Annotated in this window: 20 protein-coding genes; all 20 read right to left on the minus strand. The window is 35.6% G+C overall.

Features of this window, described 5'->3' with window-relative positions; genetic code table 11:
* Positions 1-4: 4 nt before the first annotated feature.
* On the minus strand, positions 5-2,692 hold the full coding sequence (locus tag I6E49_RS03340; RefSeq protein WP_235400438.1) for a hypothetical protein: 2,688 nt from the start codon (positions 2,690-2,692) through the stop codon (positions 5-7).
* A 96-nt stretch (positions 2,693-2,788) separates the two neighbouring features.
* Entirely contained in the window at positions 2,789-5,347 is a 2,559-nt protein-coding gene (locus I6E49_RS03345) for a hypothetical protein (protein ID WP_235400439.1), read from the minus strand.
* Positions 5,347-5,601 carry a hypothetical protein gene (locus I6E49_RS03350; protein ID WP_235400441.1) on the minus strand — a complete coding sequence of 85 codons (255 nt, stop codon included), beginning with the start codon at positions 5,599-5,601 and terminating at the stop codon, positions 5,347-5,349. The genes I6E49_RS03345 and I6E49_RS03350 overlap by 1 nt, the downstream gene beginning before the upstream one ends.
* A 68-nt stretch (positions 5,602-5,669) precedes the next feature.
* On the minus strand, positions 5,670-6,002 hold the full coding sequence (locus I6E49_RS03355) for a hypothetical protein (protein WP_235400443.1): 333 nt from the start codon (positions 6,000-6,002) through the stop codon (positions 5,670-5,672).
* Between the two features lie 143 nt (positions 6,003-6,145).
* Positions 6,146-6,592, minus strand: a complete 447-nt coding sequence (locus I6E49_RS03360; protein WP_235400444.1) for a phage tail tube protein — start codon at positions 6,590-6,592, stop codon at positions 6,146-6,148.
* 21 nt (positions 6,593-6,613) lie between these two features.
* Complete coding sequence (locus I6E49_RS03365; RefSeq protein ID WP_235400445.1) at positions 6,614-6,985, minus strand: DUF3168 domain-containing protein; 372 nt, start codon at positions 6,983-6,985, stop codon at positions 6,614-6,616.
* On the minus strand, positions 6,982-7,485 hold the full coding sequence (locus I6E49_RS03370) for a hypothetical protein (protein WP_235400446.1): 504 nt from the start codon (positions 7,483-7,485) through the stop codon (positions 6,982-6,984). The genes I6E49_RS03365 and I6E49_RS03370 overlap by 4 nt, the downstream gene beginning before the upstream one ends.
* Positions 7,478-7,795: a phage head completion protein gene (locus I6E49_RS03375; protein WP_235400447.1), complete on the minus strand. Its 318-nt coding sequence runs from the start codon at positions 7,793-7,795 to the stop codon at positions 7,478-7,480. The genes I6E49_RS03370 and I6E49_RS03375 overlap by 8 nt, the downstream gene beginning before the upstream one ends.
* Positions 7,792-8,106, minus strand: a complete 315-nt coding sequence (locus I6E49_RS03380) for a head-tail connector protein (protein ID WP_235400448.1) — start codon at positions 8,104-8,106, stop codon at positions 7,792-7,794. Before I6E49_RS03380 ends, I6E49_RS03375 begins: the two co-directional genes overlap by 4 nt.
* Positions 8,107-8,132: 26 nt before the next feature.
* The gene (locus tag I6E49_RS03385) at positions 8,133-9,440 is read right to left on the minus strand and encodes a phage major capsid protein (RefSeq protein ID WP_235400449.1); all 1,308 of its coding nucleotides are present in this window, start codon (positions 9,438-9,440) and stop codon (positions 8,133-8,135) included.
* 41 nt (positions 9,441-9,481) lie between these two features.
* A complete protein-coding gene (locus I6E49_RS03390; protein WP_235400451.1) occupies positions 9,482-10,060 on the minus strand; it encodes an HK97 family phage prohead protease in 579 nt (192 codons plus the stop codon).
* Between the two features lie 65 nt (positions 10,061-10,125).
* Entirely contained in the window at positions 10,126-10,797 is a 672-nt protein-coding gene (locus I6E49_RS03395; RefSeq protein ID WP_235400453.1) for a hypothetical protein, read from the minus strand.
* Positions 10,797-12,017 carry a phage portal protein gene (locus I6E49_RS03400; RefSeq protein ID WP_235400454.1) on the minus strand — a complete coding sequence of 407 codons (1,221 nt, stop codon included), beginning with the start codon at positions 12,015-12,017 and terminating at the stop codon, positions 10,797-10,799. Before I6E49_RS03400 ends, I6E49_RS03395 begins: the two co-directional genes overlap by 1 nt.
* A gap of 36 nt (positions 12,018-12,053) precedes the next feature.
* Positions 12,054-13,703 carry a terminase large subunit gene (locus I6E49_RS03405; protein ID WP_235400456.1) on the minus strand — a complete coding sequence of 550 codons (1,650 nt, stop codon included), beginning with the start codon at positions 13,701-13,703 and terminating at the stop codon, positions 12,054-12,056.
* On the minus strand, positions 13,690-13,902 hold the full coding sequence (locus tag I6E49_RS03410; protein ID WP_235400458.1) for a hypothetical protein: 213 nt from the start codon (positions 13,900-13,902) through the stop codon (positions 13,690-13,692). Before I6E49_RS03410 ends, I6E49_RS03405 begins: the two co-directional genes overlap by 14 nt.
* On the minus strand, positions 13,895-14,209 hold the full coding sequence (locus I6E49_RS03415) for a P27 family phage terminase small subunit (RefSeq protein ID WP_235400459.1): 315 nt from the start codon (positions 14,207-14,209) through the stop codon (positions 13,895-13,897). Before I6E49_RS03415 ends, I6E49_RS03410 begins: the two co-directional genes overlap by 8 nt.
* A gap of 58 nt (positions 14,210-14,267) precedes the next feature.
* Positions 14,268-14,636 (minus strand): NUMOD4 domain-containing protein, encoded by a 369-nt coding sequence (locus I6E49_RS03420; RefSeq protein WP_235400460.1) that lies wholly within the window; start codon positions 14,634-14,636, stop codon positions 14,268-14,270.
* 320 nt (positions 14,637-14,956) lie between these two features.
* Positions 14,957-15,418, minus strand: a complete 462-nt coding sequence (locus I6E49_RS03425) for a hypothetical protein (protein WP_235400462.1) — start codon at positions 15,416-15,418, stop codon at positions 14,957-14,959.
* 96 nt (positions 15,419-15,514) lie between these two features.
* Positions 15,515-15,880 (minus strand): hypothetical protein, encoded by a 366-nt coding sequence (locus I6E49_RS03430; RefSeq protein WP_235400463.1) that lies wholly within the window; start codon positions 15,878-15,880, stop codon positions 15,515-15,517.
* Positions 15,881-16,088: 208 nt separating this feature from the next.
* Entirely contained in the window at positions 16,089-18,089 is a 2,001-nt protein-coding gene (locus tag I6E49_RS03435; RefSeq protein WP_235400464.1) for a MarR family transcriptional regulator, read from the minus strand.
* Between the last annotated feature and the right edge of the window lie 3 nt (positions 18,090-18,092).

Consider the following 18,092-nt stretch of genomic DNA (forward strand, 5'->3'; position numbering starts at 1 on the left):
TCTTTTACTTTTCCCTCATTGTTATTGTTGCAGTGTTGCCCTTGAGATTCTGATTAATCTTTATTGTATAGAATTTCTTTCTTAACACCTTACTATTATATAAATATAACCAATTGCAAACATCATTTTTCAAAGTGGATTCCATCATTATTTTTGGTCTTGAATACTCTTTGTAAACTGAGTTAATGAAATGTTCTTCAGGTTTTGCAGTGTCAGCGGTCACACCATTATACAGTGTTGTCAACGGTAAGTTTGTATTGTTGTTGATGATGCTGTTTAAGTTTACCGTGTTTTTTATCCCTTTACTTAAACATTCCTCACTTGACAACTGTGTAATGAATTTAAATTCAATATCATCTTTCTTGTTAATGAACTGTTCATTTTCAGTTGAAAGGTAAATTAAATCATTGTCCGCATTTAATTGGTCATTGCCTCCATTGTCCGTGTATATCTTACATTCAAAATCCTTGATGATGATATTCTCAAGATGGGATAATATAAACTTAGTGTTTGGATAGTACTTTGTAAGTATCCAAAATAATGGGTGTCTCTTTGTAATACCATTCCAAGTAAGATTAATTGGTCCAAGAATCCTAAATATCACTGCACCACTCAAGGCATCATCTTTCTTTATCGGGATTGCCGTTCCTTCTGTATCAATGTTCATTTTGAAGGTTACTGTATTTTGAAGGCTAAACTCATCACCGATGATATAATCACCGATTTTTGGGTTAACTCCTAAACTGAATGTTGTCAATTTATAACTTTGTCCATCCTCATCATTTACCGTTGGTTCATTGCCTATTGTTACCCATTCAAATGTGCTGTTACCGTATATGTCAATATCCTTTTCAATCAGTCTTTTATTACCGATGATTAACTCACATTCAAGAATTGGCAATTTCTTGTATTTGTCAGTACCGTCACCGTCCCACGCTGCCGTGTAATTGTACTGAAAAACGTGGTTTGCCTTGTCCTTTGTCCACGGATGCAATGATAATTCATTCTTCAGATACTGACTATCTCCATCACCATCCTCATATTGTTTATACCATTTTCTTGTGTAATATCTTCCGTCACTGTTATTGTCAGATGGTACGGTCTTACCAAAATAAATAGGGATTAAACCATTCATCTTATTAGATAACAAGTTATCATAACAGTTTTGAAATGTGTCCGTTTCTTTTTGAATCGGCTGCAATAACATCTTACCACTAAACACTAAATAATTGGTTGTTGCATCATCCGTTGGGCTAAACATTCCACCTCCTTGATTGCCTACATACTCCAACATTTTTGAATGTTTCTGAATGTCAGATGATGATGGTTTTACATTTGCTTCCGTATCTGTCTCATTGCCATTGATGCTGATGTACAGATAGTTTGACATATCAAGTTTTGACTTTGGTGAATTGTCCTTTGTACCTCCGTAATTCTGCTCTATTGACCCCATACGGAATATACAGGGTGACAATGAATTGTTTTTTAAATACTTAGGTACCAGATATTGATTTTTCCAAGACACTCCCGATGGACAGGTAGTTGGCAATGTTTCCTGTATTGTTGAGCCATTGAACGTGTCTATTTTCCAACTTGGATTGTCCACAACTTGCAAATACCAATCTATTTTTTTGGCTTGTTCATAGTCCGTTGAATTGCCCAACACCATATTTTTAAAGGCATTATAAGCCCTATCGCCTCCACCTTCTGAAATGTATTCAGTCATAAAAATGTTCTTTGACCTCCAAGGACTTACAAGACTATCAGATGAAAGCGGTGATTCAATTATGTCTTCTTGGTCTTTCAAATCACATTTCACTTGCACTTGTGTATACACGTCACTGACAGTTATGTTGGTATCACTGTCACTGTGCATATCACTTGTCAAATTGATTGTCTTGCTTGTTGTCCTATATGTTGAACCGTCTGAAAGGTTGAACCATCCTGTAATTTGTGACTTGATACCATCCCAATCAAATATATAAAAGTCACCATTATACTGCAATATGTGCATATTGGTATATTGCAAAGCTTCATTTATAACGTCTTCATATGTCCATATATCATCAAAATCATCACCGTAAAAGTTCAATTCACTGACTGACAAATCATCATATAACATTGCTTTTCTGCTTGCCGTTGTTCCCTTGATATCCATTACATAGATGTTTGGATTGACCATAACAGTCTGTAACGTTGCCAATTCCTTGAATGGTTCAAGTGCATCTGTTATGAGCTGTTTAAACGTTACAGTTGATGCTGAAGCCTTTTTATCATTATAGTTAGATAGTTTAGTGTTTGAATAGTTGTAATAACTCAAGGTTGCAAGACAATCCACGCAATTAATTGTAAACTCATCAAGTGGACTTGTATAAGGTTGGTTGAATGAGTTTGGTTCAACGTACCCCATAAACTGAACAATTGAATTTTTCTCTATCACTACCTTCACACTTCTTGCATTGTCAGCAAACAATTCACCTCCGATGTAATTGTTAGTTAATAGGTTGATTGATGCCGATTTTGTTATGATTGTGTTGAAGTTATCATCATTTTCTTGCTCGATGGTTACAGGGTCATCGGTGAAAAATAAACCATCCTCACCGATTACCATTTCTTCTGACCTATCGCCATTCAGGATTTTAACCTCTATACGGTTATTATCTTTGTCTCGGAATTCTCCGTGTATATACATTTCTCTTTTACCTTATTATATATTATAAATATGTTGTCATTTGACATTAATATCAAAAAAATCCAAGTGATTGTGTTGTCACTTGGATTAATTAATTTATATTCTCTTGCCTTGCTTTGATTTGATTGATTTGTAGTTTGTTAGTGCTCCATACAGGTCTGAACCCTTGATTTTCCAATTCACTTGACTTACTGATGCTGATTGATTACCGATGTTTCCGCTTTCAATTGTTCTGAATAACTTTGCTTGTTGTGTTCTATTCAAGACCATTTCACCACCATTCAATCGGGCTAACACCTTATCACCGTGCAAATTACCACCTCCAACGATACCACCATCGGCAAATGCTCCAACGGCTGACATAATAGTTGCAAAGGTTGACACAACGGTTGCAATAATACTTGCAATTGCAGCAATATTTGATGGGAATGGAAGTGCTGAAGCGGATGCTGTACCGTTTGCCATTGCTTCACCTTGCTTTGCACCAATCAACTTTATAATGTTTGGAATTATCTCGGCTGTTGCCTGTGCGGTTGTACCTATTACATTCATTGCGGCTGCCGTTGCGTCATCACCTGTTTGCTTGAAAATATTGCCCAAAGTTGAAAAACCATTACCGACTGATGAAGAAACATCGGCAAGACCTTGTAGACTTTCCTTCTGTTTGTCAAACTTGTCACTTTGTTCTTTCATTCCCTTTGCACTGTTACCCAAGTTTGATTGTTCCTTCTGTACTTTTCCAATTTGTTCATTAATGTCTTGATAGCTTGTTTCACCTGTCATTCCAAGTTCTTCATAAGCCTTTTTGAGGTCTTCCAACTGTTTAATTAGTTGGTCATTAAAGTCCATCTGATTCTTTATTCCGTCAATGGTCTTGGTGTTGTAATCATTCTGACCGATTGCATTTTCATATGAGGATTGTGAAGGTGTTGTCTTTATGTCACCTTGTTTTTCTTGCAGTTTCTTCAGATTCTCCTTGTATTTTTCCGCTGCCTTTTCTGCGTCCGATGGTTTTGGTGCTTCAAATCCAAGACGTATTTTTTCCTTCTCTATCTTTTCCTTGAGGTTGGTAATACTGTCTATTGTCTGTTGTTCCGCTGACTTTGGAATAAAACCGTTCTTCAAATCAGACTGTAATTTCTGAAGCTGTTTCTCCATATCACCGATTGAGCCTGCAACAGGTTGTGGGGTGGTGTTATTATTGCCATTTCCTGTAGTTGTGTTATGACCTGTCTTACCGCCTCTATAACTACCTGCTGTTGAAGGTGTCCAAGGTTCACTATTCTTACCAATGTTGTTGGCAAGTCTGTTTATTTCTCTGTTATTTGCATCTATCTGTCTATCAAGTGACTGTATTTGTGTGTTTGTTGACGTGTCTGTACCGCTGTATAATTTTGCGCCTTGATGACTGAATCGCCATTTTCCATCACTTCCAACGCTTCCATATCTTGATGAACGGAATGTTTCATCTTTTATTTCATCACCACCCTTTGCGTGCCTTCCATTTGCTGCTGCATCCGCTTTTATTTGTGTCTGAACCTGACTGCGCTTATCAATCAACTCCATTTGTTTTCTGAAGAGTTCCGTCATTTTTGCCATTTGAGCTGCCGCCCTTGCCCTTCTGATGAATGAATTTACTACTGCATTTGTGTTACCATTAAAGACTTTTTCCGCATCCGCAACACTATTGACTTCAATACCAAGTGAATGAAGTTGAGATTTATTTTCCTTAATCCACGCCGTTTTTTGATGCTCATTAACAAGACTATTCCATTCATTTTTCAATTTTGTGTATGTTGTCATTAATTGGCTATAGGTGTTAGTCATTGTCTGATTGTAGTTTTTCTGTGCGTCTTCCACCTCCTTTGTTGCGTCCGCTTTTTCCTCATCTGCATCCGTTGCCTTGTCTGAACAAATTGCATACGCTGTTAATGCCGTTGCACCAACTAAAACAAGACCCGTCCAATCTCCTAACAATGCTTTACTAACTGCTTTTACAACATTCCACGCCTTTGCTGCTGCTGTATTGGCAACCGTTGACACCGTATTTGCACCATTTGCAGCGGTATTGGCAACTGTTGCAACTGTATTTGATTGTGTCATTGCAGTTGTTGCAGCGAGTTTTATTTGTTTGATACGGTGCATTATTATACTATCCTTATTCAGTGAAGTTGCAATTGCCTGTACACCGTTGACCATTGCGATTGCTGATTGAACTTTCAACATTGTCTGTTCAACTTTCTCATTTTCAACACCAAACATTCCCAATACACCTGTTGCAGTACTTACCGCACCTGTGATTAGTCCAAAACCTTCTGACATTGCAGCAAGTTTGAAATTATCATCCGCAAACCGTGAAATTGCATCATTTGCGTCTGCCATTGCGTCCTTCACTTCACCTGCATACATTGCCATTTCCTCAAAGACTTCCGTATGTGACAATCCGTCCAAATTCATTTGGCTCATTAACGCTTTTAAATCTCTTAATTGCCTTTTTAGCGGTGCTGATGAATTTTGTATCTTGTTGAATTTATCTCTTATAATATCAAGATGGGTTGTTTCTCTCCCCACGTCTGTAAGTGACTTTTTTACATTGTTTATTGTTTCACTTAAATTATCTTGACCTGTGAGTTTTACTACATAATCCGCTGCCATTACTTGCTTTCTTTTTTCTCATTATATAAATAGTTTTCCGCCATTGCCTTGAGTCTTTTAACATCATCATCCGTTATTCTTGTGTTTTCCTCTTCTTCTTTTTCCCAAGGGAATGTAATGATATCAGTAACTTTGAGGTGCTTGTTACTGTTCACTTGCGCTGTCATATATGTGATTAAACGTGTCTGTTCCCATTGCTCTTTGACCGCATAATAACGGTATTTCAGCAATGAATTAACCTCATACCAATCCATTTCATCTAATATGTAAGATGGTGGCAAATGCAACTCAAGTACAAGTATTGCATACAATTCACTTACACTTAACTTTTTTTTTCACCGTCATTTGTTGTGTCTGATGCTGATGAATTGTCAAAGACTTTCTTTTCCTCTTCTGCCTTATTCACTATCTCTGTCATTTGCCTGAATAATGTTGTATCATTGTCAAGTGCATCAAGATATGCGTCCCAGTCCAACACCTTATCTTTATTATTAGCCAACAACATACAATAGAAAAATATGTAATTGTCAAGTAATGTGCTGATTTTAAATGGTTTACCTGTGATTTGTTCCCACATAAAAAGTGCTCTGATAGTGTATTTAATTACATATTCTTCACCATTGATTTTAATTGTATTCATTTCCTTTTCCTTCATAAATTACTTATATATAAATATTGTGACGGTAATGAAAAATATCAATTCACCTAAAAAGAAAATGAGCAAATAACATTGTTACTTGCTCATCGGGATAATATATTATGATAATGCCTCATCTGAGGCGTTGACGGACTGTTTTGTTATGCTGTCTTTTTTTTTAACTCGCCTACGCCTGTAAACTGTACGCTGTAGGTTGCATACTCGCCATTTGGGGCATTAATTGACAATGATGTAATAACCACCTTGCCAGTATATGTACCTGTTGTTGCTGCTGTCCATCCTTCAGATGGTACGTCTGTTGCAGTCTCCGACTTCAAACCAAACACGGCAACAATTGGGGTTTTCTTTATCATATAGTCAAACAATGCGTCATAACTTGCACCGTTGCCATCTGCGCTGAAAAGGTTTTCTGATGATGCGGTCCAACTGAGCTTTGAAACTTCTGAACTTGCCCAATCACCACCGCCTTCATCTTTATTTGATGTGTCTGATGTCTCGGCTGAAATCTCCAAAGTGTGGGAGGTTGCATATGCTATTGACTTACCACCCAAAAACAACATAAGTTCTTGACCTTTTATTTTACTCATTTCTATAACGTTATATAATTTTTATTTTAAATCTATCTGTAAATTGACTTTTTGTACAAAAGAATCTGAAATAAACTCCTCAGATATATTAGTGACCTTTATTTCTTCAATGGTGTCTGATTCATATTGTATTAACGTATCGGCAACGTCATTTGCAATACTTACTGACTGTTCATAGTTGTTACATATGATTGCTATTTCAATATATACCGATTCTGTCAATGTGTCTTTGTCAGATTGTGGACTGTAAGAACTGCGACGGTAAACAAGGAAAGGGAAGGTTGTCCCTGCGTTTGCAATTAAAGGAAATACTTTTGTATCAACCGCATTTTTTACTGCTGATGATGAAAGTATAACGTTTCTTATTTCTGAACCTATCTTGAAATTTTTCATTGTTTAATTGCGTTTTTGATTGATTTATCAATTGATTGTATCATTGCTTCATTGATTGCGCTGTCACTGCTGTCTCTTGCTTCTCTGAAGAAATATGTTGCTGTTATCTTACCTGTATAATGACCCTTGCCTTCCCTTTTGAGGTGTTTTCCATCTTCTTGATATCCTGTAATTTTGCGTGAATCTGTGTGACGCTCATCTGTTCCCTTTTCAAAGAATTTCATACGGAAGTCATTCATTATACTTACTGATGCTTCACAATATGCCTTGTCACCTTTCACGCTTACACCTTCATAAAACGGTTTGTTACCCTTCAAATAAGGTGAATTGTGTGACGCTCCGTCGACCTTTCTGATGAATGATTGTTGTGCTGACTGTTGCAGTACCTTTGCACCGCTCATCACTGCATCATATAACCATTTGTTTTTTTTGTCTTTGTCATTCAGCTTGGCCAACAAATCATCAACTTGTTGACTGTTGATTATTACTGTATCACTCATTTAGTAACTCGGCTGTTATCATTATATCATTGTACTCCCTACGCTGTTGGGTTGTTAGTATTCTGTACATCTTCCCTTGCCATTCTATTCTGTCAGCATTGCAAACAGGTACATATGAACGTACATTGAAAGTCTTAGTGTAATCAAATACTATTTCATTGTTTTCCACTGTCCTTGTACCACTGTTGTGGTCTACCTTTGCCCTTGTTGTATATACTTCTTTGTACTCCTCATTTGCTTCACCAAACTCATTGTAATTAACCGTTGGATGAAAGATTTTAATTGGTTCATTTAAACGTCCTGCTATCATTTTTCAACCTCCCGATTATAGTTCTTATAAAGTGCTATTATGTAATCATAAGAATGAGGTAAAACGGAATTACTCGCAAATGAAACAGATTCACGGCTCGCATACCAAGTACCGATTAACAGTAACATTGCTTGTGTCAGTGAGGAAGGTATATAACCCTCCTCATTTTCCAAGCTATTCAAAGGTCTGTCTAAATGTACTTCAACAACGTTTTGTGCTGCTTGCGCCAATTCAACTAAATACTCATCATCACTGTGAAAATCTTCATCAATGTTGAGATGTTTTTTTATTTGATATAGTTGAAGATACATCTTAACTTACTTTATATCATTATTATTTAGGCTGCGCCAACTGTACCTGTTGCAAAAGCGGCTGCACGTAATACCTGGGCATCAACGTACATATTAACAACAATTCTAATCATACCATCTGCGGCCTTTGTGTATGGATCCACGGTTAAGTCAACGCCTCCCCAAGAACCAATTGCAAGGTTTGAGAAGTCACCATAGATGTAATTCTTGCCTGCAATGTTTGAGGTATTAAGGGCTACAGTTCCATCAACTGAACCATTTTCATATACAAGTTGTGTTGACTTTGTACCTTTTGACATACTGCGCAAAGCTGCCTTAGCCTTGTTAGAAAGGATATACTTACATTCACCGATAACGTTTGCATCTTCAACGTCTGACTCTTTAGTTACAAGTGCTGCAAAGTCTGCAACTGCGGTTGGCTTGATTGTTGCAAAGATACCTGCAGGTTGAGTTGCTGAGCCTGCAACTGAACCGAGAACGGTTTCCTCTAACTTGCTGTTAATGGCATTTACAAGGTCTTCACGGATTGCAGATTCAACGTCAACTGAATCCTGAGCTATCATCTGTTTGCTGATGTCCACAAATGCGGTCAAACGTTTTGGACTGAGTGTAACGTGTGAGAATGAACCTGCGCCATCCTTTGCTGCTGCTGTTTCACCTTCCCAAGTAACATTGCTCTTTGACATTACAGGAACCTGTACATTACCAACCAAACCCGACATAAATTTTGCGCCTGCTTGGCTCAATACATTCTTTGCACGTAATGGCTTAAGAATGTCAAATAAATCAGTTGCAACAACATCTTCACCTTCTGCGGTTACTGTAACGGCTGCACGCTGTGAAGGCAACTGTATCTGACCTTGGAAGTTAATTCCTGCCTTACGTGCTTCTTTGTTACCCTCAGCAATTACTGCTGCGTCTACGTCATTCATTGCGCTGTTGTTTACAATATTTCTGATGCTGCGCACCAATGAAAATCTTTTCTTCATATTTCTTTTGTTTGTTTTGTCTTCTTTATTATCTTCATCATCGGGTTCATTACATTCCGATGGTTCATTCTCTGTTTCATTCTCGGTTGGTTCATCCTCTATGGGTTCATCAACCTTTTCATCTTCATCCTCATCATCAAATCTGAGGTTTTTGATTTTTGCCTCAAGCTCTGTCAACTGCTGATTAAGTTCTTTAATCTGTTCTTTGATTGAATCAATTTCACTTGTTTCATCATCTGTCAAATCTCTGACCTCACGTTTACAGGTGTCTATAATTTCCTGTGCACGTTTCTTCAGTTGATTCTTCTTGTCTTTTATCTCTACTGAATTATGATATTTAACCATATTTTTCTTTATGTTATACTATTATATAAATATCTTATTTCTTACAAAAAATCAATTTCTTTTGAAATTTTATCTAATTTATTGTCAGTTTCTTGAATATCTTGCAATTTTCTCAAGGAACAAGACGTGTCCAAATAAGCGGGTTCAAAGACAGGTGAAACGTCATAAAGGTTTGTAATACAAGTGACGTGACGGATTAATCTGTCTTGGTCATCCCTGCTGTATACATCACTTGCCTTTTTTGTACGGAATGCAAAAGATGATGTATAAATTTCACCCCTCTCCAAATAATTCAATAGTTCATCGCCAAGTTGTGTGTGTGGTGCTTCAAATGAATAGTGCAAACCATCATCTTTCAAATCCAGCTTTAAACTACCTTTTCCATAACGGCAACGTGCCAACACTCCACGTGTTTCATCGTGATTCAAGTAACAAAATACATCACTGTTATTAATAACGTCTTGTGTAACTGCTCCTTTGTCTATATATTCAATTACCTTTGCTTCACCCAACGGTTGTGAAGGTTTGCCAAATACTATTGCAGTGCCTTCAACCATTCTGCCATTTCCACCGTCTACTTTGCGCAACTCAGTGTTATATGTTCTAATATTTTTCTCCATCTTATTATATATATGTACGGGTACATTATTATATATTATAAATATCACGGAAAATGGAACTTAAATTAATAAGTTCCAAAATCCAATATCTCTTGATTCTCCAAATTCTTCAATCTTGTATCAAGGTTTGTTGTTGTTGCTGTTAGTGTTGAATCTGCCTTCTTGCGTTCACTTGTTTCTGTATTCAATGATGCTGTAATTGCATTATCTGCCGATTCACGGTTGTTTGCTTCATTATCTATTTTGTCACTGTTTGCCTTTTCAGATGCCTTTGCCCTTGCTATTTCTTCATTTAATCTGTCACTGAGGTCATTGATTTTTAAAGTCAATTCACTGTCACCGTCTTCCCTGTCATTCTTTTCATTATTGAGGTCTAAGATTATTTGGTCAACCTTTTGTTCAATTTCCTCTACCGTATCAATACTATTTGAATCAGTGTATAAATAATAATATGTTGTACGTGTAAATGTACTGTTGTATACTCCATCATTGTAATCGGCATCTGAATCAAGGTTGTTGACCTCATAGTTTAGTATTCCATTTTCAAGATATTTAAGTGTTGTCCAATTCAACTTGATATAACGTTTTCCGTTTTCAACAATTACGTTATCTGCCGTTCTTACAATTGCCTTTGTTTTGTCAACTGTATAAAAACGGATGATGAATTTATCTTGTATTTTTGCATCATCTGAGACACAAAATTTAATGTCTGCGTTTTTTGCTATTCTCTGAATCATTATTCCTTGTTGTTATTGTCATTATTTTTATTGTCATCACCATTTCCTCCAATTTCATTTTTATCAGTTGAAGAATATGCAATGAAATGTTTATCACCATCCGCAATGCCGTTATAACCAAGTTCATTTCTAACCTCATTAATTGACATTATTCCACTGCTTACCATCTTTGTATAATAGTCTGCCTGTGCTTGTTTGTTGACTCTTAACAGTTCATTTGTTTCCAACTCTATCTTGAGAAATTCCTCACTTGGCAACAATAATTTACGGTTCAATTCATTTTCAATCATTGAAATGTATGGTTGAAGTGTATGACACAAAAAGGCTTGTTGAATCTGTTCAAGGCTTGAATAACTAACTTTTCCATCACCACCAATCAAACTTGGGTCAATGTTGAAAAATCTTGCAATGTCGCTAACATTGAACTGTCTTGATGATAAAAGTTGTGAATCTTCAGGACTTAACTGCAATTGCTGATAGTCCATATTTGCGTTAATGACGGCAAGACCACCTCCACCGTTTCCATATGTGTTTGTCCAACTTTGCTTTATTTCCTCTTTCTGTTTTGCATTGACTGGGGTCTTAACTTTAATAATTCCGTTGACATTCATTCCATTTTCAAAGAAATTCTTTGCGCTGTTCTCACTTGCGTTTGTAATTCCCAACGTCCTTGCAGCATAATTCAGCAAACTTACACCTTGTATTCCATCATAACTGTGAAGGACAAAGTGTAACATATTTATTGGTTCAATGTGTTTCTTTGAGACTATCGGACAATCATAATATAATAAATTACGTTCCTTACTGTAATATATGATAACATCTGAAGCCTCCAAAAATCTGACGTTCATCACTTCACCATTATTTGCTCTTTCTACATAACAAAACGCATTACCTCTCAAGATTACAGACTGAATAATCTGTTTAAATAGATTGAATTTTGACAGATAATTTGCCGTGTTGCGGTCTCCAAATATGTAATTCAGATTGTGATTATCCATCCTGTTCTTTTTGCCGTCTGCCTTTGAAGTAATGATAACAGGTAACATTGCAATTGTATTTGCGATTAAATTCACTGCTGCAAATACTGCTGATATACCCATCGCGTTTGACCTTGTTGGCAACTTGCCAAAAAGTAGACCATCGCTGTATGCGCTTACATAGTCCAAACCCTTGTCAACGTTCCTTTTTTCAAGTCCAAAAAAATTATTCCAATTCATATTTTATTCTATATATACCATATTATAAATAGTCTGTTAGTATTGCAATGACATTATATCCGTGTCATAATGTTCCGTTGTCAGATAGTTGCCCAGGGCCATAACCATCGCCAAAACACCGTCAATCTTGTTTTCTCTTGTTTCCTTTGTTGGTCTTTCATTGTCATTGTAGTCCCTTTTGATTACAACATTTTGAAAACAAAAACGGTCAATAGGATTGTTATATATTACCACCTTACCCATCATAATTAAACGTGCCAACTCTTTGGTTGGTCTATTAAGGCTACCAATACTCATTGAGTAAGGTTGCAAGTTTAATCCAGCCTCCGTTGCGGAAATTGCCCATTGTGTGGCGTTCCATTGGTCATAAGCAATTGAATTAATTGTTATTTTATCATTCAATTTAAGGATAGTGTTTAATATGTAATCATAATCCGTTACGTTGCCGTTGGTAACAATCAAATGTCCTTGTTTTGCCCATAAATTATAAAGCTCTCTATTAACGTTATCCTGCAATTGTGTGGATGGTATAAAATAGTAATTACGGAAATAGAATTTATCTGATGTTGGTATCATCACGCTCACGGCTGTAAGGTCACTTGTTGCACCAAGGTCAACTCCAAGGTACGCAACATAATCATCAATTAATGTCTTGTAATCAAATGTGGCTGATGATTTAATTATATAGTCTGAACTTATCCATTCTTCACTACTGCTTACCCAACAATTAAATAATTTTGTAAGTACATTGGTCTGTAGGGTGGGGTTATTCTTTGCCTTTCTCAACTGATTGATTAGGTAATCTTTTTTTACCGTTACATTCAAATTTGGATTTGCCTTCCCCATTATGGTCTCATCCTCAGTGAAAGGGTCATCATCCTTGTCAATTGTGTATATTGCCGTAAATGTTGAATCATCTTGCTTTTTATCATTTAAAATTTCAACACAATTTGAACGCATCGAATAACAGAAGGATGAACGGTTAAATCCTGCGGTTGTAATCGCTATTGCCAACGGTTGTTGACGCATACCTTGTGAGGATTCAAGAACATTCCATACTTTGCCGTTTGGTGCTTCATGTAACTCGTCACATATAAAGAAGGAGGCATTAAGACCGTCCAATCGGTTTGCATCCGCTGAAACAACCTCTAACTTTGATTTAGTTGCTGGAAATTTGATGGTGTCTCGGTAACGTTTGAAGAATTTGCCTTTGCGGTCAATACTTGTGCAATAATTATATGACATTTCAAAGCATAATCCCGCTTGTTTTGCGCTGTTGGCTGCAAATATAACTTGTGCATTTTGTTCACCGTCAGCAACCAAATGATAAAGGGCTAAAGCTGCCATCAATGATGATTTACCGTTTTTTCTTCCGATTTCAATGTATACCGTTCTTGTTACTCTTGTGCCATCTTTTTTCCATTTGAAAGCGTATATCTGACATAACATCCAATACTGCCAATCAGACAAAATGAAGGGTTTATTTGCACTTGCGCCTGTACTGTGCCGTAACTTTGAAATGAAATTAACAACCTTGTCGACCGCTTTACAATCAAAATATACATCATCACGCTCAAAGAATGACATATAACGTTTGCAGGCAAGTTTAATTAACTCACCTGCAACAATTTCATTATCTATTACTTTTCTTGCATAATCTGTATACTTTGAATCAATCTTCTGCATATTTCCATATATAATCTTTATATATTTTTCCATTTTGGAGGGCTTGTCTTACTTTTTCTTCATCATAACCGTAACGTGTTACCTGTGATTCCCATCCAAACCAAGCTTTTAGTTGCTTACCCTTTGCCGTATATGCTCCAAACGGATGAAATGTAATTCCAAAATCGGGAATTACGTTTGCTTTTCTTTTCCTAACCATTTATCAATGAATCTAAATAATCGGCATCATCATTTGATTCTGATTTGATTTTTGAATCTGCTTTAGGTGATAAACCAAACTCATTTATTAGTTTGCAACACTGAATGTTACTGTCTTTTATCTGAGCCAAAAGCGGATGTTTATCCAAATTGCCAAATCTGTTGACCACCATCAAACCATCCTCTTTCACCTTATTCTTTGCCATTATGAAAAGTTCATAATTTGATGCAAGCAAATCTAATTGACCCTCCCAATGTGGCTTAATTATACCGTATTTATCAATGAGAAATTTGTCAACATTCAGCATAAACGCCTGTGTTTCATTGCTGTATAAAGTATACCTGTTTGTCCTTTTCCTTGCCATCTTAACCATAATAATGATAATCCCAATCAATTATTTTCTTTCTTGTTACCTTGTCAACCCATTCAAGATTGTCTGCCCTGCAATTTGTCTTGTCTTCATCTATCTGTCTAACTTGTTTAAATTCACTTGGATTTGGATTGTCGACAAAATGCTCGGCAACAAGACGTTTCAGATAAAACATTTTATAGGTCATATCCTTATGTAACAAAATCTGTAGATGTCCGTTTTTCTTGTTAGGCTGCAAAAGCAATATTCTTTCTTGACATCTGTGTCCGTTTCTTTGTATTCTTTCAAGGCTTTTTATCCGTCCTTTGTTACTGATTGCATAGTAACCTTCATACCCTTTTATTTCTTTCCATATCTCTTCCATAATATTCTTTTCCTTACTTATATATAAATATGATGCTGACAATGAAAAATATCAAGTTATAGGTAAAAAAAAAAAGCGAGATAACAAACGTTTCACAACGGCTGTTATCTCTTTAAGTGAAAATTGTGCGTAATATAAATTTATATAATGGCTTTATAATACTCTTTTAATATGTTCCGTAATCATCTAATTCATTTCTAATTATAAATATCAACGAGTTTCCTAAAGTTTGAAGAAAAATGAGATTGCAAGTAAAAAATATCCACAATCTCACATAAGTTAATTAAAAATTTAAAGAACATATTGTAATATGAGAAATTTTACATATCCTTTGTCTCTTCAAGAGCCTTGTTTACATCGTTAACCTGTTCACTCTCTGTATCATCAAGATATTCAAAAATCTTCTTAGCTGCATTGAGGAATTTCAGCGCCTGTTTGTTGCTTGCACCCTCAATCTTGCATTTGAAATCATCGTATGCGTAATACGATTCATTGATATCTTCAAGACTTAAGTATTCATAGTAACCTCCATCATAATCGACTGGACAATATTGTTTAATTGACAGATTATCGAAATGATATTGGCCGTGGTCTGCTGAATACTTCTTTACAACTATCTTAAAGCCGTTGATTATCATTTCATCAAGGTCTAAATCATTCATCTTGCGTCTTACCTTGACCGCAATTTCTTCTGTTCTATTCTTCAATGCCTTTGTCAAACGTGTGTAATCGTCACGATTCAAAATTTCATCAATACTCTTGTTTGTCATTGTTTTTTTCATAATGTTAATCTTTAAATTAGTTTCTAATTATAAATATCATCAAGTTTTCAAAAGTCCGAAGAAAAAAGTAAAAAATATTTAAAATGTGTGTTTTGTTTACTTATTCCAAAAATCATCAACGATGTCATATACTGCCAATGCCTTGTCATAGTTTAGTGATTCAAGCTTTTTCATAAAAACGTCTTTGTCGACCTCCCATTTATCATCAAGTCTGCTGTAATTGATTCCATCCATACATTCTGAAACAATAGAATTGATTAGGTTAGCCTCCTTAATCTCCTTTGTCTGATAACCCTCATAACCGTTGACTGTCTCATCGCCCAAACAGTAACCGTTGAACACGTCATACATCAAATTCCACTCGTCTGAAGTAAACATATCCTTTACCTCGTTCTTTACCTCATTACTTACTGTCAGTGTTTCTGCGTTGTTAACAAAAGTAAAAATTCCAAATTTTCTCATAATTTTAATTTTTTAAATTTTAATTAATTTTTGTTTTGAAGAGTAAAAAGTGTTTTCCAAAACCCCTTGCTTAGTTTTCACACTGCAAATATACCGCTAAAAACCACTAAGTTGTATACTTTTTCAGTTAAAATTTGTTAAGCTATGAAACTTTTTTTAAGTTAAAAATAGATTAATTTTTAGTTAACCCATTTTTAACTGTCAAAATTCACGCAACATACTGAGGTTCAAGGGTATAAGCAATACAAAGGTTATTGATGTATGCCTTCTTGTCATCTGAAAGATTTGGGTGCTCTGCAATGAATGTCAGCAAGGTATTTTTAATCTCATCAAGGTTCATTGACTCAAAATCCTTGTGAGTCGGAAGTATTACGTTATCCTCATAGTTCTTATTATTGTCCACCTTGCTTGTTTCATCATCACAATTAACAACTTTAGGTTTGCCAAGAATACCCCACATTTTCATTTCACTACTCATCAATGATTTTGGTGAACGTGTTGAGAATACCTTGCGCCAATAGTTGTATTTTCCTTTTGATAGGGTTTGAAATACTCTCTTGAAGTCATTGAACTGCATTTCATTTATAAGACCTTTCTCAAGTGCTGACCTAACTGCCTTGCACATATCTTCCATATAGGCAATAACGCTATGAATGTTCTTTGCTTCAATCTCCTTGTATTCATCAAGTACATCACGCATAAGATGTGAACCTTGTTTCATTGTCAAATGAAGTTTGATGTACTCCCATACCTTTGGATTGTTAGTGTCGGGATTTGTGTACGTCTTATTTGCCGTTTGTGGCTGCACCGGAGCGACTTTCTTGTCATCGGTGGTATAGTTGTCCACCTGTGACGTTTTAACGGCTGTATCAACGTTATTTGATGCCTTTTCAGCGGCGGCGCAATTTGGGGTTATAATACAACGTTCTGAGATGGTATCACTTGAGTCTGATATGATGTTTGAGTTACACGCAATGAAGGAATAAACATTATTCTTGAATGATAGTATTCCAAAGCTGCCTGTTTGATTGACTGAGACATTGATTTGTTCCTTGCCAAGTGAGATGTATTGTTTCACTTGATGATATCCGTCTGATACGTTTTTAGAGTCATTGAGATTCTCATATTCAGTGAAAAGATATTCCGTGATAACGTTTGATGTCTTTCCGTATATCGGTTGAAGTTTACCCCAAATTTCAAAATTATCATTGTTTGAAAGATTCTCATTGTTTGAGATTGTATCGCTTGAATTGTTCATTGTCATATCACTTGAGTTTGAATCATTTAAAATTTCATTATCTTGTTCAACGTCGGATGAACTATTAATTTCATCCTCTGTTTCACTTACTACTGTAAATTTTCCATTGATGAATTTTACAGTTGTATTGTCATTCTCATCCTCTGAGATTATATCATTTCCAAAGATTGAAAATTCCAATTCATTTTTACTTGAGTCTGAATCTGAGATATTCTCATTGCTTGAGATTTCATTGTCCGTTGAAACAAATGAATCAACATCAAGGAATGGTAAATCAGATGGAATTTCATCATTGAGAATTTCATTTTCTTTTAATATCTCAAGATTATCTTCAGTTATAATTTCTTTTTCATTATGGTCCTTAATATTATATCCTTCAGTAGTATCATTTTTATCATTTAAATTTATATTATTGTTTATGTTTATATTTAAGTACAAGTTGTAAATCTTTTCAAGCCATTCACTTGTACACTTGGACACTTGTATTAATTCATCTATTTTGTTTGTAAGTACTTGAAAATCAGTGCTTTTAGGTGTACAAGTAGGTGTACAAGTAGGTGTACAAGTTGTACACTTGGACACTTTTTTGGAACACTTGGTTACTTGTACACTTGGAGCAACGTATGATTTCATTGTATCATAGTTAATAGTATACTCGCTATTCTTACCCCTTTCACCTTTAGTACGTGAGATAAAACCTTTCTTCTCAAGTCTTCCAATTATAGCAGAAATACCATTTTTTGATATACCTGTAATAGTCTCAATGTAATTATAACCAACGGTGAATTTGTCTTGCTCATTGCCTGTATACAACAGCATTGATAATACCATCTTTGCTTTTTCTGTAATAGTTGTGTCATTGTTGATTGATTGATAATCATTCAAAAATGAACGTATTTCTTTCTTTTGTTCATCTGTTGACTGCTTAGTCTTTGACTTTGTAATCTTCATTTA

The organism is Leyella stercorea (assembly GCF_021531655.1).

What these genes read in the sequence shown, in the direction of transcription:
- I6E49_RS03360 (WP_235400444.1), bottom strand. Translation starts at nt 6,592, where the DNA reads ATGAGTAAAATAAAAGGTCAAGAACTTATGTTGTTTTTGGGTGGTAAG.
- I6E49_RS03350 (WP_235400441.1), bottom strand. Translation starts at nt 5,601, where the DNA reads ATGGATTGGTATGAGGTTAATTCATTGCTGAAATACCGTTATTATGCG.
- I6E49_RS03415 (WP_235400459.1), bottom strand. Translation starts at nt 14,209, where the DNA reads ATGCTGAATGTTGACAAATTTCTCATTGATAAATACGGTATAATTAAG.
- I6E49_RS03400 (WP_235400454.1), bottom strand. Translation starts at nt 12,017, where the DNA reads ATGAATTGGAATAATTTTTTTGGACTTGAAAAAAGGAACGTTGACAAG.
- I6E49_RS03355 (WP_235400443.1), bottom strand. Translation starts at nt 6,002, where the DNA reads ATGAAGGAAAAGGAAATGAATACAATTAAAATCAATGGTGAAGAATAT.
- I6E49_RS03430 (WP_235400463.1), bottom strand. Translation starts at nt 15,880, where the DNA reads ATGAGAAAATTTGGAATTTTTACTTTTGTTAACAACGCAGAAACACTG.
- I6E49_RS03390 (WP_235400451.1), bottom strand. Translation starts at nt 10,060, where the DNA reads ATGGAGAAAAATATTAGAACATATAACACTGAGTTGCGCAAAGTAGAC.
- I6E49_RS03425 (WP_235400462.1), bottom strand. Translation starts at nt 15,418, where the DNA reads ATGAAAAAAACAATGACAAACAAGAGTATTGATGAAATTTTGAATCGT.
- I6E49_RS03385 (WP_235400449.1), bottom strand. Translation starts at nt 9,440, where the DNA reads ATGGTTAAATATCATAATTCAGTAGAGATAAAAGACAAGAAGAATCAA.
- I6E49_RS03370 (WP_235400446.1), bottom strand. Translation starts at nt 7,485, where the DNA reads ATGAGTGATACAGTAATAATCAACAGTCAACAAGTTGATGATTTGTTG.
- I6E49_RS03340 (WP_235400438.1), bottom strand. Translation starts at nt 2,692, where the DNA reads ATGTATATACACGGAGAATTCCGAGACAAAGATAATAACCGTATAGAG.
- I6E49_RS03410 (WP_235400458.1), bottom strand. Translation starts at nt 13,902, where the DNA reads ATGGTTAGGAAAAGAAAAGCAAACGTAATTCCCGATTTTGGAATTACA.
- I6E49_RS03345 (WP_235400439.1), bottom strand. Translation starts at nt 5,347, where the DNA reads ATGGCAGCGGATTATGTAGTAAAACTCACAGGTCAAGATAATTTAAGT.
- I6E49_RS03380 (WP_235400448.1), bottom strand. Translation starts at nt 8,106, where the DNA reads ATGTATCTTCAACTATATCAAATAAAAAAACATCTCAACATTGATGAA.
- I6E49_RS03365 (WP_235400445.1), bottom strand. Translation starts at nt 6,985, where the DNA reads ATGAAAAATTTCAAGATAGGTTCAGAAATAAGAAACGTTATACTTTCA.
- I6E49_RS03435 (WP_235400464.1), bottom strand. Translation starts at nt 18,089, where the DNA reads ATGAAGATTACAAAGTCAAAGACTAAGCAGTCAACAGATGAACAAAAG.
- I6E49_RS03405 (WP_235400456.1), bottom strand. Translation starts at nt 13,703, where the DNA reads ATGCAGAAGATTGATTCAAAGTATACAGATTATGCAAGAAAAGTAATA.
- I6E49_RS03420 (WP_235400460.1), bottom strand. Translation starts at nt 14,636, where the DNA reads ATGGAAGAGATATGGAAAGAAATAAAAGGGTATGAAGGTTACTATGCA.
- I6E49_RS03395 (WP_235400453.1), bottom strand. Translation starts at nt 10,797, where the DNA reads ATGATTCAGAGAATAGCAAAAAACGCAGACATTAAATTTTGTGTCTCA.
- I6E49_RS03375 (WP_235400447.1), bottom strand. Translation starts at nt 7,795, where the DNA reads ATGATAGCAGGACGTTTAAATGAACCAATTAAAATCTTTCATCCAACG.